The 16353-nt window shown below is 71.6% G+C and carries 17 protein-coding genes; 10 read left to right on the plus strand and 7 right to left on the minus strand.

Annotated elements, in window-relative coordinates; all coding sequences use genetic code 11:
• A partial coding sequence (locus tag DEIPI_RS40985; protein ID WP_027482153.1) for a J domain-containing protein occupies positions 1-1347 on the minus strand: 1347 nt, incomplete at its 3' end.
• A gap of 192 nt (positions 1348-1539) precedes the next feature.
• Here DEIPI_RS40985 and DEIPI_RS0113820 point away from each other — a divergent pair.
• From DEIPI_RS0113820 to DEIPI_RS31125, 3 genes are all read left to right on the plus strand, one after another.
• Positions 1540-2508, plus strand: a complete 969-nt coding sequence (locus tag DEIPI_RS0113820) for a hypothetical protein (RefSeq protein WP_027482154.1) — start codon at positions 1540-1542, stop codon at positions 2506-2508.
• Between the two features lie 88 nt (positions 2509-2596).
• Entirely contained in the window at positions 2597-3301 is a 705-nt protein-coding gene (locus tag DEIPI_RS37845; protein WP_027482155.1) for a hypothetical protein, read from the plus strand.
• A 131-nt stretch (positions 3302-3432) separates the two neighbouring features.
• Positions 3433-4023, plus strand: coding sequence for an HAD family hydrolase (locus DEIPI_RS31125; protein WP_245588566.1), 591 nt, complete (start codon positions 3433-3435; stop codon positions 4021-4023).
• Positions 4024-4193: 170 nt separating this feature from the next.
• On the opposite strand, the gene DEIPI_RS0113835 is transcribed toward DEIPI_RS31125, so the two are convergent.
• The 3 genes from DEIPI_RS0113835 to DEIPI_RS0113850 all read right to left on the minus strand — a co-directional run bounded on the left by DEIPI_RS0113835 (position 4194) and on the right by DEIPI_RS0113850 (position 7236).
• The gene (locus tag DEIPI_RS0113835) at positions 4194-4814 is read right to left on the minus strand and encodes a hypothetical protein (RefSeq protein ID WP_027482156.1); all 621 of its coding nucleotides are present in this window, start codon (positions 4812-4814) and stop codon (positions 4194-4196) included.
• Between the two features lie 213 nt (positions 4815-5027).
• On the minus strand, positions 5028-5729 hold the full coding sequence (locus DEIPI_RS0113845; protein WP_169737112.1) for an SUKH-4 family immunity protein: 702 nt from the start codon (positions 5727-5729) through the stop codon (positions 5028-5030).
• Between the two features lie 127 nt (positions 5730-5856).
• Positions 5857-7236 (minus strand): WD40 repeat domain-containing protein, encoded by a 1380-nt coding sequence (locus DEIPI_RS0113850; RefSeq protein ID WP_027482158.1) that lies wholly within the window; start codon positions 7234-7236, stop codon positions 5857-5859.
• Positions 7237-7382: 146 nt separating this feature from the next.
• Between DEIPI_RS0113850 and DEIPI_RS0113855 the strand changes: the two genes are divergently transcribed.
• On the plus strand, positions 7383-7610 hold the full coding sequence (locus DEIPI_RS0113855) for a hypothetical protein (RefSeq protein ID WP_027482159.1): 228 nt from the start codon (positions 7383-7385) through the stop codon (positions 7608-7610).
• Positions 7611-7749: 139 nt separating this feature from the next.
• Positions 7750-8679 carry a hypothetical protein gene (locus DEIPI_RS0113860; protein ID WP_027482160.1) on the plus strand — a complete coding sequence of 310 codons (930 nt, stop codon included), beginning with the start codon at positions 7750-7752 and terminating at the stop codon, positions 8677-8679.
• Positions 8680-9145: 466 nt separating this feature from the next.
• Here the strand turns inward: DEIPI_RS0113860 and DEIPI_RS0113865 are convergent, their stop codons facing one another.
• On the minus strand, positions 9146-9958 hold the full coding sequence (locus DEIPI_RS0113865) for a hypothetical protein (protein WP_157463660.1): 813 nt from the start codon (positions 9956-9958) through the stop codon (positions 9146-9148).
• 326 nt (positions 9959-10284) lie between these two features.
• On the opposite strand from DEIPI_RS0113865, the gene DEIPI_RS0113870 reads away from it, so the two are divergent.
• Positions 10285-11043 (plus strand): hypothetical protein, encoded by a 759-nt coding sequence (locus DEIPI_RS0113870; protein WP_027482162.1) that lies wholly within the window; start codon positions 10285-10287, stop codon positions 11041-11043.
• A gap of 18 nt (positions 11044-11061) precedes the next feature.
• Here the strand turns inward: DEIPI_RS0113870 and DEIPI_RS0113875 are convergent, their stop codons facing one another.
• The gene (locus tag DEIPI_RS0113875) at positions 11062-11568 is read right to left on the minus strand and encodes a WapI family immunity protein (protein ID WP_084474275.1); all 507 of its coding nucleotides are present in this window, start codon (positions 11566-11568) and stop codon (positions 11062-11064) included.
• A gap of 227 nt (positions 11569-11795) precedes the next feature.
• On the opposite strand from DEIPI_RS0113875, the gene DEIPI_RS0113880 reads away from it, so the two are divergent.
• Positions 11796-12170: a hypothetical protein gene (locus DEIPI_RS0113880; protein WP_027482164.1), complete on the plus strand. Its 375-nt coding sequence runs from the start codon at positions 11796-11798 to the stop codon at positions 12168-12170.
• A 57-nt stretch (positions 12171-12227) separates the two neighbouring features.
• Positions 12228-13841, plus strand: coding sequence for a bifunctional GNAT family N-acetyltransferase/class I SAM-dependent methyltransferase (locus tag DEIPI_RS35590; protein WP_169737113.1), 1614 nt, complete (start codon positions 12228-12230; stop codon positions 13839-13841).
• 51 nt (positions 13842-13892) lie between these two features.
• Here the strand turns inward: DEIPI_RS35590 and DEIPI_RS41885 are convergent, their stop codons facing one another.
• On the minus strand, positions 13893-15449 hold the full coding sequence (locus tag DEIPI_RS41885; RefSeq protein ID WP_027482165.1) for a TniQ family protein: 1557 nt from the start codon (positions 15447-15449) through the stop codon (positions 13893-13895).
• A 184-nt stretch (positions 15450-15633) separates the two neighbouring features.
• On the opposite strand from DEIPI_RS41885, the gene DEIPI_RS0113900 reads away from it, so the two are divergent.
• Entirely contained in the window at positions 15634-16077 is a 444-nt protein-coding gene (locus DEIPI_RS0113900) for a DMT family transporter (RefSeq protein WP_027482166.1), read from the plus strand.
• Positions 16077-16353, plus strand: a 277-nt coding sequence (locus DEIPI_RS31140) for a DMT family transporter (RefSeq protein WP_045234334.1), incomplete at its 3' end; no start/stop codon positions are given. The genes DEIPI_RS0113900 and DEIPI_RS31140, both read left to right, overlap by 1 nt.

Genomic DNA, 16353 nt, shown 5'->3' on the forward strand with positions numbered 1-16353 from the left:
GGTCGGCTGAACACGCGGCGCGGGCCGCGTCTCGGTGGAGGCCGGCGCGGGGGTGGAGGCGGCGTCCGCAGTACCTTCCGGCTCCGTGGCCGGCGCCTCGGCCTGCACGGGCGGTTGCGCGGCTTCCGGTTGAGGCTCCTCCGCCGGTACGATCGTCACCTGGGCGTCGGAAGGCTCATCGGGGGGTCCTGGCGTGATGTCCGGCGTCGCCTCCTCGCCCGTGGTCTCCGCCGGCGAGGCCGCTTCGCCCGCGAAGGTGTCCGCGCTCGAATCGTACGAAACCGCGGAATCCACCTGCTCGTCGTTGGAGACGACGTCCTCCACGGGGGCGTTCCAGGCGGTCTCGTCGTCGTACCCGGACTGCGGCCCGTCGGGGGTGACGTCCTGTCCGAAGGGGCTGCGGGACTCCGCCGGGGGAGCGAACTCGGACGTGGCGGGCGCGGCGGGCTCCGCCTCCGCGACGACGTCGGGCGTGACGCTCGTCGCGGACGTCCGGCCCGGGGACACGTCGGGCTGCACGACCAGCAGGACCACCGCCGCGGCCACGGCGGCCAGGCCGCCGCTGCTGAATGCCGTGACACGTCTGAAGACGGGCGACAGGGAACTCCACGGGTCCACGCTCTTCGCATGCGGTGGCATGGGGATCAGCCGGGCGATCTCCTCGACGTCCCGGAGGATGTCCGGGTGCCCGGCGGCGTACCGACGGGCCTGCATGATGCACTTGCTGGCGTTGTGCACGTCGTGCCGCGTCGCGTACGCGATGGCCTGCTGGATCAGCAGGCGCGCGTTGACGTCGGCGGGTCCCCTCGGCCCGAACACGTTGCGCAGCACCTGCACGGGCGTGATCAGGGGACCCCACGGAACGCCCCACCAGCCGAACAGCAGCGACCGCAGGTTCGCCTGGGCGATGAACCTCGCGGCGCACCCGGGGCACAGCACGGCCGGGTTGCTGCCGTGCCGGGTGAAGTACAGGAAGCTCCACACCCAGTGGATCAGCACCGCGCGGACGTCCGGGGTGATCGTCCCACAGGCCTGGCAGGCGACGAAGGGCACGGGTTCCGGCTCGGGCGGCGGGGCCTGCGTGGCGCCGCCGGTGCGGGCCTGCTGGCCGGAGGGGACGCCGGCGCGGCACGCCTCGTCGTACGCGCGGCGTGAGGCGGGGTCATTGAGGACGCCGTACGCCTCGACGAGGTCGCGGAACAGGCCGGTCGCGCCGGGGCCCTTGTTCTTGTCGGGGTGGAGTTGCTTGGCCTTGGTCTTGTAGGCGCTCTTGATCTGCTCGGGCGTCGCAGTGGGAGCGACGCCCAACGTCCGGTAGTAGCCGTGGACGTCCACGAACTGACCCATGTACCGACCTCCAGGATGACGCCATCAGCGTACCCGAGGCGTCGAGCAAGGCGGGGCTTGATTGTGGCGTGGAGGGGGACGGGTGCCCACGCGAGGCCGGGGGGTGAAGGAAGCGTGAGGTCTTGCGGGGCGCCCTCCGCCATGCGGGCGGGTCCGGCCTCGCCCGCGCGGGGGTCGTCGTACACTTCCCACATGACGACGAGCGACGCGACGCAGCGCCTGCTGGACCGGCTGGAGCAGGAGACGGGCGTGCCCGACCTGGCCCGCCTGCTGGCCGAGCGGCTCTCCCCGTCCGAGCTGACGACGCTGCTGCTCGACGTGTACCGGCGTCACGCGGAGGTCCGGACCCCGTCGGTGGTGCTCGCGGACTTCGAACGCGACCGGTTCTCCCGCCCCTCGAAGGTGTCGCCCGCGGCGCTCGCCCGGTTCGAGACGCTCGCCTTCGGGTGCCTGCCGGACGCGTTCGACCCCGTCGCGTTGTCGCCCGTGTGTCCGCTGGGCACCAGTTCGGTCGTGGCGGGCGTCTCGCAGCACTGGGCGGTCGCGACCAGCCGGGGTTCGGAGGTGGTGTCGGACGCGACGAACGTCCTCGCGCTGGAGGTCGCGTCGCGACGCCGGGCCCTGCTGCGTGCCGATCCCCGCTCGCGGCAGGCGGTACACCTCGCGGCGCACCACCGGCTGCTGCGCCCGCAGGTGTTCAAGGGGCCGAACCAGACGGCGCACTTCGCGCTGCTGGCGCTCGTGAGCGGTGCCCGGGCGGGCAGCGGCAGGTCGGTGGAGGCGCAGCTCGTGGCGCTGCACCTCCGCGCGCACCTCCGTGTAATTCAGGCTGCCGCAGGCGCGGTGGTGCCGCTGCGGGTGGTGCTGACCGACTTCTCCGGACGAAACGGCGTTCCCGGGCTCGTCGAGGAGCTGCTCGAACCCCTCGGGCGTGAGTTCGACACGGTGGTGTTCGAGGTCGCCCCTGAGCGGCAGGGCGGCCGGAACTACTACGCGGGGCTGGCGTTCCAGGTGTTCGGCCGCGCGGAGGACGAGGAGGTCTTCCTCGTGGACGGTGGGGAGGTGGCGTGGCTGGCGAGGCTGCTCTCCAACGACAAGGAGCGGGCGGTGGTGAGCGGGCTGGGCAGCGAGCGGTTCACCTCGGTGTTCGGCGCGCGCTGAAGCCGTTCGTCGGTCGTCCAGCCGTGCCTGCCGTGCTGGCCGTCGAACTTGCGGCGGGAGGACCTGTCCGAGCGCGTTAGCTTGGGGCGTGAGTCTCATCAAGGAAGCGTTCAAACGGCTGGAAGACGCGGGGTACACGATCGTGCGGGCGGACCTGCCCGCCGAGCGTCCGTTCGCGGTGCTGGACCTCCAAGGCGGCGTGGACGGCGCGGTCGCGTTGCCCCCGGCGGGACCGAGGGTGGTGTTCGCCGGGGTGAACGAGGTGGACGCGTCGGACCTCACCTACGGCGTCTCCACCAGCGAGGGGTTCGGCTTCGTCAGGGACGAGGCGTTCACCCAGGCGTTCGCGGAGGTCGAGTCGGTGTTCGACCTCCGCACGATCAACCCGGCGCTGAGACGGTTCGAGAAGCGCGACGGGGAGCCGGGCCTCGTGGAGTTCGTGGTGCCTTACGCGGGCGTGCTGCTGACGTGGATGGTGGCGGAACCCTGGTACGACGAGTACCTGGAGCTTCGTGCGGCGGCGGAGTCGGAGGCGGACGTGCGGTACTACGCGGCGGTGGAGAAGGTCAGGGAGGCGGCGCGGGCGCGGACGCAGGCGCTGGAGTCCAAGCTGGGCGTGCTGCTCGACGAACCGGACTTCCTCGACCTCGCACGCCTCAAGAAGACGACGGTCAAGAGCGTGGTGACGCTCGTGAAGGCCAAGCACCCGGAGGTCAGCGCGGCGCTCGGTGACACCCGCCTCAAGGAGATCGTGTCCGACCTCGTGGAACGCGTCCGCGTGTTGAACCTCTGACGGACGATGGGACGGGACGTCCCGGTGACCGCCCGGGAGAGGACGCAGCCCAGACGTCACGCTCCTGTGTCGTCTCCGACGGGGCCGCACGTGACGACCTCCCTCGTCGCGGCGCCTGGCAGAATGACCATATGACGGACGTCCCGCCCAGGCCGCTGCTCGTCCTCGACGTCGACGAGACGCTCTGGCACGGTGTTCCCGACGCGCAGGCGACCGGAGGCGTCCGCTTCCTCCTCCGGCCGCACCTCGCGGAGTTCCTCACCCTCGTCGGCGAGCGGTACGACCTCGCGGTGTGGACGGCCGCCAGCGACGACTGGATGCACGCCGGACTCGCCGCCGTCCGTCAGGTGACGGGAGTGGACCTCGCGTCCCGCGCCGTCTTCCTGTGGGACCGTACGCGCTGCACGTGGCGGCGCGGTGAGGACGGCGAGTACGCGTTCCGCAAGCCCGCCCGGAAGTTCCGGGCGCCATGGCTGCGCGCGCGGTACCCGCGTCAGCGTGTGCTCGCCGTGGACGACGTCGCGTCGAACTATGCCTGCGGGTACGGGCACCTCGTGAAGGTCACGTCTTGGACGGGCGATCCCACGGACGACGAGCTCCGGGCGCTCGCGCGGTACCTGGTGTCCATCGCGGACGAGCCGGACCTGGGGCGTCTGGAGAAACGAGGCTGGCGTGCCCGCCTCACACGCGGCGAAGCGGAACCGTCGGGATCAGCAGGTTGAAGCGCCCCTCCGGGCGGTGGTCTCCAAGCCCCGGACTGCGCACGACGCCCTTGTCCGGTCAAGGGTGCGCGGGCCGCGTACCCTGGGCTGGCCAAGCGAGCCGGTTCGTGACTCGTACGCCGCCTTCGTGAAGGGCGGGACCCGCCCGCGAGAACACCGCGTCCCCGGCGTCAGCCGACCGGGAGGATCAGGCCCGTGCCGCGCTCGTCCGCCAGGGTCACCGCCTCGTGCACCGCCGGCAGCGCTCCACGGTCCGGGTCGAGCGCCAGCTGCTCCGCTTCACTCACGCCGTCCAGCAGCGCCCGCAGACGGCGCGCTTCGTCCAGCGTCCAGAAGGACAGCCGCGTCGGGTCCTCCCAGGTCAGTGGGGGGCGCCGGGGCGCGCCCGTGAGGATCCCGCGGCCCGTCGGGAGGTACGCCAAGAGGTCCGCCGCGTCCGTCAGCCCGCGTGCGCGCAGGGTGTCCTCGAACGCCTCGTAGTAACGGTACGACAGAGACGTCGGGGAGGCGTCCTCCAGCTTCGCTGAGGGCTCATGGAACTGGAAGTCGGGGTAGTACCCGTTCAGCAGCTCGTCCAGGACCGCAGGGTGGCGCGCGTCTGCCTCCTCCAGCGCGGGGCGTCCGCGCCGCACGAGGTCACTCAGGACGTCCACGACACCTGGAAGGAAGCAGTGCGGCTCCTCCTCGACGATCGGTTGCAGCCACGCGAGGTACGCGCCGAGCGGGGCGCTCAGGAAGTGCGTGAGCAGCCCGTCAGGCGAGCCCAGGTAGAACGTCACCCGGATGCCCACGCGCCCCTCCAAGGACCGGACGGCGGCGCGCTCGCCATGACCCTGCTTACGTGCCCGCCCCTGAAGCCCACGCGTCGCTGTAGGGGTGGTCGTCGTGGCCGCGCATGTCCTCACCGTAACGGACGCGCGGCGAGGAGGTCGACGTGACTTCCTTGAGCTGGACCGCCTGGGCGTCCGCGGAGCGCGCCCGCGAGGACGCTCGCCGGTGCCGCCTCAAGGCTCAAGGCGTAAGCTCCCCTCGTCCTCCTCGGGCGGCCAGGGCCCGACGGACCCGCCGCCCGGGCGGATCAGGCCCCACTCCAGCTCGTGCGCGACGAACGACCAGAAGTTCTCGTCGTCCACCTCCAGCCGCTCGTCGAACGCGAGGGGGTCGACGCGGGTGACGAGTTCGCGCAGGTGCGCCGCGCGCGCCCGGCTCGCGGGTGACCCCAGCGGCACGTCCTCGTCGTCGACGTCACCGTCCATTTCGTCGTCGTCCTCGCCCAGGTGACTCCAGGGGTCCGCGCCGTCCTTCACCGTGTCGAGGAACGCCTCGCGGAACAGGGTGAGGCACGCGAGGTACGCCGCGACGGACGCGTTCACGAAGACCAGGTTCTCCTCCCCGCCGGAGTACAAGAGGCCGGACTCGAGGTGCAGCCAGAGGGATCTTCCCCGTGCGGGGTCGGGGTCGTCGACGCTCGCGACGAGGACGAAGGTCAGGCCGCGGATGACGCGCGGCTCGGGCCATGCGGGTCGGAAGAGGGTCGTCTGCTCGTACGGTCCGACCGCCTCGCCGGGCAAACCGACGTCACGCAGGAAGGCGTGGGTGACGTCGTCCACGCCGACGCGGACGAGAACCTCCTCGGGGACGCGGTCGAGCCGTCCCCGGTAGGCACGTTCGACCACCTCGCGGGCAAAGGGCGTGATAATGCTCACGCGGCCCCGCCTCGTAGGCATGTGGTCGTCCGTGGGGCGTCCGGTGGTCCTGACGGCACGAGCACCCGGCGCTGCGCGGGAGGCATTGGCGGAGACGCCCCCACTGCGTCCGCTCCACTGTGCACGCTCAGGAGCCTTTCTGCGGTACGGGCACCACGCAATCCGGCGTGACGGTCAACGTCCGCCCGTCCGGAGAGGCGCCCACCAGCTGCTCGCCCGTGCGGGTCACGCTCGCGAGCGTCTTGAGGTCCTCCCCGGCGGACCAGCCGTACGTCACGGTGCGGCCCGGGCTGAACACGGACGTCCCCTCGTACGTTTTGATCACCACACTGCCCGCCTCGACGCCCGGCAGCACGAACCGCACGCCGCGCGTGGGAATCGTCGGGCCCGCCACGCGCGTCCCGCCGGGCAGCGCGAAGGAGAACAGCTGTCCCTTCGTGTCGAGCGCGACGACGGCGCCGCCGCCCCGTGCGAAGGCGAGGTCGTCCACGTTCGGGACGGTCGCGTCGAGCCGCAGCCCCTTCTGCGTCACGTGCCGCACCCGTACCCGTGAGGCGGTCGCGACGGTGCGGGTCGCGACGAGGCTGCCGTCGTCGCTCACGGCGAGGAACCGCTCCCCGGCGGGTAGGCTGAGGCGGCCCGCCTCCCGACCGCTCGCCATGTCGTGCCAGATGACGATCTGTTCGCGGGTGGTGGCGTTCGGTCCGACGGTCCGGAACAGGAAGCGGCCGTCCCCGCTGAAGAGCAGCAGGTCCGTCCGGGGTTCCGTGGGCGCGCTGCTCACCAGCGTTCCGTCGCGAGCGCGCCAGATCTTGAGTAGGGGGCGATCGTCCCACCCGAAGGTCGCGATGAGCTGGCCGTCGGGGCTGCCGCGGACGGCCTGCACGGCGCCCCGGTACGCGCGGGTGACCAGCACGGCGGTGTCGTGCTCGGCGTCACACCAGCCGACGAGGCCGTCGAGGGTGGCGTTCACGGTCCTCCTGGTGACGCTGGGCACGTCGACGTAGGTGTACTGTCCGGTGGCGTCGACGTCCGCGCGGGCGTCACAGGTGGCGACGACGACGTAGTCGTTGCGGGGTAGGAGCTGCGTCAGGACGGGCGCGGCGGACGTGCCTGCGCGCAGCACGCTGAGCCGGTCGAGGTGCGTGAGGACCTGCGCCTTCGCGGTGAGGACGAGACGGTCGGTGAGGACGCGCTGGTCGTCGAGGCTGCTGGGGATCACGGTGAGGTCCAGGGGGCTGGTGCAGCGATAGCCGTACGAGCGGGGGGTCTGTTCCTGCGCGGCGCGCAGGTCCGCGGCGGTGAGGCCGGGCAGGGGCCGCAGGGCGCCGAGGTGCAGCGCGCCGCGGTCGAGCCCGACACCCAGGGCGGGCAGAGTGTTCGTGGGGGTGTACTCGCCAGTCTTGAGGTTGAGGCGTGCAGCGGTCTGGTCGACGCTCTTCTGGGCGAGGGCGGTGGGGAGGGCGACGGTCAGGGCGAGCGTGAGGGCTCGGGCGAGGACGCGCATGCGTTCACCTTGAGGCTTTTGTGAGGGCCGCGCGTCCGGTGAGCTTCGGCAGACCTTGAGCGGAGCATGAGCCGACCTTCAGGTGGGTGTCGAGATGCACGCGGGTCGCCGGCCAAGCCTGCTTCCCGGCCGGGTACGCTGCGGTCATGTCACCCGACCGTCTCACGCGCGAAGACCTTCTCGCGGTCGTGGAGGACCTGCGCGCCATCCACCTGCTCGACCAGGACCACGCCAGCGACCTCATCGACGTGCTCACCGCGAACGTCCCACACGCCGCGCCGGCTGCCGTCATCTTCCAAGCTTCCGAGGACCGGACGGCGGACAGCATCCTCGAGGAGCTCCTCGCGTACCGCATGATCGTCGTCGACCCCTGACGTTCGCCCAACACGTTGAAATCCCGGCGGTGTCGTCCCCCTGGGTACGTTGATTCCGCACTGATCTCCGAACATCCGGGCAAGAAAGTCCCACCGCGTCGTACCGCGCTCTTCGTAGGCTGCGCGCAGGAGGTCCCGCGTGCACCATCCCACCCGGAATTCGATCACCAAGCTCCTCGCCGCCCTCGTCACCACGGCCGGACTCGCCCTCGCCGACGTCGTGTGGGTCACCGCGCCGGGCGGCACGACCGTCCGCGCCGAGATTCGTCAGACGAGCGCCTTCCGCGTCCGCTCCTTCGACGTCACCACCCGGGACGGGAGCCCTCCCGATCCCGCGGTCGTGAGCGCGCTGCGCGAGGAGATCGCCGGGACGTTCACGGACGTCACGGCCGCGTTGCAGCGCAAGCCGGTCCGGGTGACGTCCGTCACCACCCGCGTCAAGCAGACCCCCGGTCAGGAGCCCGTGCTGGTCAGTACCGTCGAGCGGCCCGGGCTGACCGCCACGACCTTCCAGCAGGTCGTCCGCGCGGACGGCCGGCTCGACACCACCTTCGTGTCGGGCCGCACCCCGAAGTCCATCGTGAGCAGCTACAGCAACGGCGGTCGGATCGACCTGCTGACGGACATGCCGAGCGTCTACCACCGCGACCTCACCGCGGGCGACGCGTGGGAGCTGCCGCGCGCGTTCGTACCGCTGGGGTTGCCGTTCGAGTACCTGGCCTTCAAACGACCCGCGGAGCTCCAGCCGAACGTGGGAAGCCAGTCTCGGGTGACGTTCCGCGGGCGGGACGAGCGGGGCCGCGCGGTGTTCGAGCTCACGCAGACCGGGGTGCTGGCCGAGTGGGCGCAGACGGGCGCGATGCTGCCCTCCAGGGACCTCGCGGGGCTTCCGGTGACGCGGCGCGGGCTGGTGCGGTACCGGCCGGACGGACTGCTCGACGGGTACGAGCTGTCGGTCACGGTGACGTCGCGGGAGGAGGGCGACCGCGACGTGGGCGGGCGCGCGTACCACTGGGTGATGGAGCTCGACGCGGTCAGTACGGACACCTGCACCACCGGGACGCCCTGACGGGTGGGCGCCCCGGGTCGGTACGATGGCGTGCGCGTCCCGCTGGGGACGCGTGGAGGCGTGTGCGGGCGTCCTCGCCTTCACGCGTAGGGCGGACGCACGACGGCGGCGCCTCGGGCGGCGTCTTCCGGGGGAAGAGGTGGTGGTGCGGCTGCGGCCGGAAGCGGTGGCGGTGTTCGGTGTGGGGGGTTCGTGCTGCGTCTGGAGCTCCGCCAGGGGCACGACCCGAGGCGGGCGGACGCGTCGGGGCGGGTGCCGTCGGGGTGGCCGGGCGAGCCGGACGGACTCGTCCTCGAACCCGAGGGGGTTTCGTGACGGGCACGCTTCGCCTGCACGCCTTCGAATCCTCGAAGGTCGGCTGGTCCTGCGTTGCGCCCAGACCCTCGCGGTGCTGGGCACGGCGGCGCGTCGTCACCGGAGGCGCGTCACGACCACGACGCGGTCCTCGCGGCGGTCGTGGTCGCGGCTACCTCGGGGTGGCGGTCTGCTGCCACCACGTGATCCTGCCGGCGTTGTAGTCGAGTTGCAGGGCGTCCCAGGCCGGGTTCGTGTTCATCGAGCCGCGCTGGACGTAGAAGGTGATGGGCTTCGCCGGGTTGTAGTTCGTGGTGTAGCTCTTCCCGTCGTAGTAGAGCGCCGTGAGCTTCCCGCCCTGCTTGTACACGACCGTGACCGTGTCGTCGAGGGGGATGCCGCTGGAGGTGTCCGCCCGGATGCGGGTCTTGTCGAACGTGACGAGGACGTCCTCGTAGTAGAAGCCTTCGCGGATGTTCGGGAACTTGTAGCCGTCGTAGATGCGGAAGGAGAGGCCGCCCATGTCGTCGAGTTCCGCCGCGCCGAGCTCGTTCCCGATGCCCGCCTCGTCGCCGGCGCCGAGCATCGCCGCGAGGGTGAACCAGATGCTGCCGGACTGTGCGTAGACCTTCGCGCCGTCGCAGCCGACCTTGAGGTCGCGTACGGCGACGCTCGCGCCGTTGACGCGGATGGGGGTCTTGTTCGCCACGATCGCCTTGAGGTCGGCGAGGTCCGTGGCGGTGGCCTTCGCGCCGAGGGTGAACGCCTTGGCCTTGCAGTCCAGGGTGAAGGCGATGCTGCGCGGCGGTTTGGGGAACGCGCCCGGCAGTTTGAACAGGAAGCCGATCTTGCCGGGGGTGTCCATGTCGTACCGCATGTCGAGGTAGTCGCGGGCGAGCCGGTCGTACGCTTGCAGGTGCTGCTCGGCGCTCTGGGCGAGTGCGGTCGTGCCCAGCGACAGCGCCACCAGCATCGTTTTTCTCATGCCTCTCACCTTACGACGAGCGGCCGTCGAACGCGCCCGCATTTGCAGGCGTGGTGCGGGCAGCCCGGGCGGGTGACGCTGTGCGTGCGGGCGTGCTGGTCCGGTCGGGGTGGGGGTGGGGCGGCGCGTCGCCCAGGAGGGGAGGGCGTACGGCGTGATGCGTCCCTCGTGGAGAAGGGTCGTGTTACGTGACAGGTGTCATGTCACGTGACGTGAACCGGGCGTGACGCGCCCCGCCGCAGACAGGCATCTCCCGCCCTCCACCCGCCCCTCGGGTGGAGCGTTCCTTCGTGGAGCGCGACGCACCGACGAGAAAGGAAGTACCCTTGAAGCACGTTCCCCTGCTGGAGCGCCCCGTGACGCCCATGACCGACGCGACCCCGCCCGCCCGACTCTCCGACGCCGAGGAGCAGCGCATGAAGCGCCTCGCGGAGGAACGCGAGGTCGTGCGCGCCCGCATGGAGGCGCTCAAACCCACCGTCGCCGCGCTGCCCGACGAGACCCGCGAGGACGTCTACGCCTACGCCAACGCCGCGCAGCGCTTCCGCGAGCTCAACGCCGAGTTCGGCACGCTCCGCCGGCTCCTCGGCGCGGTCCGCCAACTCGAACGCGACCTCAAGGCCGTCACCAGGGACCGCGACCGCCTGCGCCGCAAGGCCGCCGAACGCCGCGCGCAGCTGCTCGCCACGCAGGAAGACCACCCGCCCGACGCGGAGGACCACCCCGACGACCCGGACGACCGCGCGTACCTGGACGAGCTGATGGCGGACATCGAACGGACCGAGCCGGACTACCTCGACCGCCTGATGGCCGCCGAGGACGAGCTGCACTTCCTCGACCTGTTTGACGCGTACCGCCACCGACCCGAGATGCAGCTGCTGCTGGTCACGCGCAGGTACCGACCGGACCTGCTGGAGCGGATGCGCGCGCCGCCCGCGCCCCTCCCGGACCCCGCGACGCTCGAACACCACGACTCCGATGGGGACGCGTTGGAGGCGTCGGGAAGGACGGACGGGCCGGCCGGCACGAACACGGGGGACGAGACCCCCCGGCGCAGACGCGTCCGCACGACCCCCCACGACTGACCCTGCGGGCCGACCCGCTCAGACCCCAGTCCGGACGGGGAAGCGCCGCAACGTCTCTTCAAGCCGACCGATCGTTGCCTTTAGGACCTCCTCGTCGAGCGCGAAGTCCACCCAGACCTCGTCCGGGTCCCCCTCGCGGGGGAAGCGGTCGAGGAGCGCGTGGAAGGGCGGACGTGACTCCGCCGCGAGGCAGACGCGCAGCGTCGCGGGCGCGCCGGTGGGATGCCCGCCCCTCACCTCGAAGGCGAGGTTAGGCTCGGTGAAGTCGATCCGGGTGGTGAGCGTCGGGCCGCGCCACGCGGCGAAGGTGGGCAGGTGGAGGGCGACCTCGCGCAGCCAGCCCGTCAGGGCAACGAGCTCGCCGGCCGTGAGGGCGGGGTCGACCTGGGTGAAGTCGTGCCCTCCGACGCGCAGCCGCAGCCGTACGTCGAGCCACTCTGCGTCCAGGGGGTCGTCGTGGAGGTGTGGGAACTGGTACCCGGCGACGTCGAGTTCGAAGGTGACGTTGCCCTCGTGGAGGCGCATGACCCAGCGTACGACACGCGCCCGTCCGCACCGCGGGGCGGGGGACGCGCCGACCGAGCGCGGCGGGGGCCTCGTGCCGGACGTGCACGTCCCCCTCGAACGGGCGGTCGGCGGCGGACGCCGTCAAACGGGCACCCACCACGCCCGGGGACGTCACGCGTCCGCACCCCGCGGCGCGTCGTCCGGGTGCACACTCAGGACAGCAGGCGACGTCAAGGAGGCGGAAGATGACCGAGGCGGAATTGAGGAAGTTGAAGCACGAGACCCTGCGGCGGTTCGTCCGGGACGCGCCAGGTGGGGAGGTCAGCGTGATCGTGGAGCTGGACGTGCCCGCGCCGAAGGTGGTGATGCGGCCCCCGGCGGGCGCCGCGGACGGCCGTCTGCGACCGAGGGTGGTCGCGGCGGACGTGGACGCGGAGGTCGTGCGGCGGCAGGTCGAAGAGCCCCGGGCGTTCCTGGAGGCGCGCTCGACGGAACGGCCGCGGTTCCTGGAGGCGGCCGCGTCGTTCGTGGTGACCGTGACGGTGGCGCAGCTGGCGGAGGTCGCGCGGTTCCCGCACATCAAGGCTGTCTTCCCGAACCGGCCGCTCGGGCAGCGCTGACGCCTCCGCCTCAGGACGCCGTCCGGCAGGCAATTCCACGTCTCGGTCGTGGAGCCCGTGGAGCCCGGACGGTTCGGGAGGTTAGGACGCTGGTCTATAGTGGCGGGCATGGTCGCGGGCGTGGAACTCAAACTTGGATGGCATCCGGGGGACGCCGTCACGGACGAACTCCTCGAGGCGTGCGCCGAGCTGTTCTCGAACCACTACGGCGTGTGGAGCGCCGCCGCGCCGGTTGAAGCAGGCGTGCGGGCTGGGAAGCACGTGCGGATGACGGCCGACACGATCCGAAGCTCGTTGATCCGGGAGAACTCGCTGCTCGCCACCACCCACGCGGACGGACGGCTGGTCGCGTACGCGACCGCCGTCCGTGACGACCTGCCCGGCGCGGAGGACGCGGCCGTGACGACGTGGGTGACGCAGTTGGTCGTGCACGAGGCGTACCGGCACCGGGGGGTCGCCAAGCGGTTGCTGGCGGCGATGTGGGGCTTCTCGAACCAGGCGGCGTGGGGACTCGTGACGGCCAACCCGTACGCGGTGCGGGCGTTGGAGAAGGCGACGACGCGGCGCTGCGAGCCCAAGGTCATCCGGGTGCGGGCCGCTGACCTCGCGTCCTTCGGCGAAGCGCACATTCCCTACATCGCCGGAAAGACGTTCACGGTCAATGAGAACGAGAGTAGAGTGAACACGGAGTTCTACGTCGACCACGCCGGGGTGCCGCAGATGATCAAGCGAGTCAGCAAGGACGAACCGTGGACGCTGGGCGAGCTTCCCGAGGGCGAGGAGTGGCTGGCGTTCACCTTTCGGGACCAGCCGACGTTCGAGCTGACCCGCGAGGAGTTCGCGCGTCGCCTCGCCGACTCCGACCAGCTGGTCAGCGAGGCGTTCTCCCGGATGAGCCTGGACAAGCAGCACGTTTGGACGAGGCACACCTCGCACGAGGTCGACGTCATCATCAGCAAGGGCGGTCTCCGCCCCGGGCAGCGGCTGGCCGACTTCGGCTGCGGCGTCGGCCGGCACCTGCTGGAGTTCGCGCGTCGCGGCTTCCACGGCGCGGGCTTCGACTCGGTCGGACGGTTCGTCACCCGGGCGCGCGAGGACGCGGAGACGGAAGGCTTGGAGGGCGTGACCTTCGACGTCGCGGACGTCCGCACGGTCACGCCCGACCCCCGGCCGGACGTGATCCTGTGCCTGTACGACGTCATCGGCAGCTTCGCGAACGACGAGGACAACGACAAGATCATCCGCAACATCGCCGCGAACCTCGGCGAGGGCGGCGTGGTCGTCGTGTCCGTGATGAACATGGAGCTCACCGAGGCGCTCGCGGAGCGCCGCGCGGACGTGATGAACGACCCAACCGCGCTGGACCTTCTGCCCGCCGCCAGCATCATGCAGGACACCGGGAACGTCTTCGACCCGGCGTTCTACCTGGTGGACCCGTCGTCGTCGCTGGTGTACCGCCGCGAGCAGTTCAACGCCGACCGGGGCATCCCGATGGAGTTGATCGTCCGTGACCGCCGGTACCGCCGGGACGAGCTGATCGGCAAGTTCGAAGCCGCGGGCTTCGAGACGCTCTCGTGTGACTTCGTGAGGCTCGGGCGGTGGGACGCCCCGTTGGACGGCAGGGACGGACGCGCAAAGGAGATCCTGTACGTCGGACGTCGGCGCGCCTGACGCGGTGACGCTCCGGACGCGTTGACGTTCGGCCTCCGCCAGGAGTCGTCGTCAGCGGGTGGCCGGGTGTGGTTCTGCCGCCTGGAGGGCCTGGCGGCGTTCGAGGTACGCGCGGACGAGGAGGCGGTGCAGGGGCGGGTTGAGGTGGCGGAGCTCCTCGATCAGGGTGGGGGAGAGGAAGGCGTCGGCGAGCGCGCGGTGCGTGGCGGGTGTGCGGCTGGCGTCGCGGGCGTGCCGCCCCAAGTCGACGCGGGCGTCGCGGGTGAGGTGTTCGTAGAGGCGGGTGAGGATGGCGCCGAGGGCGCCGCTGGCGCGCCAGGCGGGCGTGGCCTTGCGGACGGCGGTGGCGGGCGGGAGGCCCGGGGGGAGGCGGTGGTAGAAGCCGTCGGTGGCGAGGACGTGGAGCATGCCGTCGACGACGGCGCGGGCGCCGTAGCCGTGGGTGAGCAGGTGGCCGTAGGTGCGCACGAGGGGTTCGGCGACCGCCCACTGCGGGTCGGTGAGGTGGAAGGGCGGGTGGTCGCCGTGGGGGGCGGGGGGGTTGGCGTCCGCCCTGGCCTTGCGGGCGTCCTGGTCGGTGGGGGTGCGCAGGACGGGGAACCAGGTGGTGAGGGTCTCCTCGAGGTCGAGGGCGTTGGGGCTGGTGAGGCCGTGCAGGAGCCACCGGAAGCGGACATCCTCGCGGAGGCGTTGCTTCGGGGCGCGCTGCTCGCTGTACTGGTGGGGGCTGAGGGCGCGCCAGGCGAGGTCGGGGAGGCGCAGGGTGAGGTCCTCGAGGCACCACGCGACCGTGGCGACGAGGGCGAGGCGGCGGTGGGCGGTGGGCTTCCTCAGGGCGGCGCGGTCCTCGCGGGCGCGGAGGTCCCAGGCGTGCGGGTCGAACAGGGCGTACAGGGCGTAGTGGTCGACGAAGTCGAGGAGGTGCCAGGTGAAGCGGGCGTAGCGGTCCGCGGTGACCTGGTAGTGGGTGGCGTGGGAGAGGGTGACGCGGGTGGCGGGATGGAGGGTCAGGAGGCGGTGCTGGAAGGTGGTGAGGCGCTCGAGGAGGGCTGGGGGGAGGGGTTCGGCCTCGTGGGCGCGGAGGTCGGCACGGCAGGAGGGGCAGGTGGCGAGGGGGGTGACGCGTTGCTTGTCGAGGGGGCTCCAGGTGACGCCGCAGGCCACGCAGGCGGGGTGGAGGAGGGTGCCGTGGTGGGGGCAGGCGACGACGGCGTCGAGGCACCAGGCCTGGCGGTGGTAGGGGACGGGGTCTTCGGCGAGGCAGCGGGGGCAGTGCTGGACGATGCGGGCGCCGAGGCGTTGGGGTTTGGGGGTGCTGGTGGGGGTGCGGAGGAGGGAGGCGTAGGGGGTGGTGTGGTGGGGGTCGTGGGGGTCGACGCTGAGGGCGTGGAGGGTGGGGAGGGGGAGGCCACCGACGTGGGCGAGGTGGTGGTAGTGGTCGGGGGTGAGGGTGGCAGGGAGGGGGGTGCGGTCGTGGGGGTCGCCGGTGAGGGCGTGTTGGAGGGTGGTGTGGTTGTCGGTGGCGAGGCGGAGGATCCAGGAGTGGAGGGCTTCGTCGGGGTGCGGTCGGGGGTGGAAGGGCCAGGGGAGGTCGGAAGGGGATTCCATGAGACTCCTGCGGGGGTCACCGCGCTTGCTGGGCGTCGTGACTCCCGTGTGGGACGATGGGAAGATAGTCTCACGGATTGATTCCCAGTCGCACTCATCTGTGCAAGTGACACGGGGCCACGCGCGGGTCTCCTGACCGATCTGCTTATTGAACCGGAAAATAATTAACGAGTAAAGTAAGTCCATGAACGCCCGCCTGATGCTTCCCGTCGCCGTTCTGGTCGGCCTCCTGCTGCCCGTCCAGTTCGCCCTGAACAGCGCGCTCACGACCTACACGGGCGGCCCCGTCGCCACCGCCGCGATCTCCTACGCCGTGGGGACGCTGGCCATCGCCGTCGGCCTGCTCGTCGGGCACCGGGGCCGGGTTCCCCTTCGCGCGCTCGTCGGCGCGCCCGCCTGGAGCTACCTCGGCGGGGTCATCGGCAGCGCGTACGTCGTCGGCAGCGTCGTCCTCACGCGGGAACTCGGCGCGGCCCTCGCCGTCACGCTCGTCATCGCCGCGCAGGTCACCGCGAGCCTCCTCATCGACCACTTCGGCCTGCTCGGCATGAAGCGGCGTCCCATCACCCGCACGCGCGCCGTCGTCCTCGCGCTCGTCCTCGCCGCGCTCGCGCTGCAGGTCCTCTGATGCTCGCCGCGCTCCTCGGGACCCTCGGCGCGGGGCTCGGCCTCACCGTCGGACTCGCCTTCAACGTCCGCCTGGCCGCCCACGCCCGGCACGCCGTCCTCGCGAGCCTCGTCAACTTCCTCGTGGGCCTTCTGCTCACGGGTCTGCTCGCCCTCCTGCACGTCGGCGGGGGAGACCTCACACCCGCGGGAGCGCCGCTCTGGGCCCTGCTCGGGGGCGCGGCGGGCGCGGCCTACGTCACCGCGACGCTCTTCACCGCCCGCGCGCTCGGCGTGG

The organism is Deinococcus pimensis DSM 21231 (assembly GCF_000519345.1).
Classification (GTDB): Bacteria; Deinococcota; Deinococci; order Deinococcales; family Deinococcaceae; genus Deinococcus_A; species Deinococcus_A pimensis.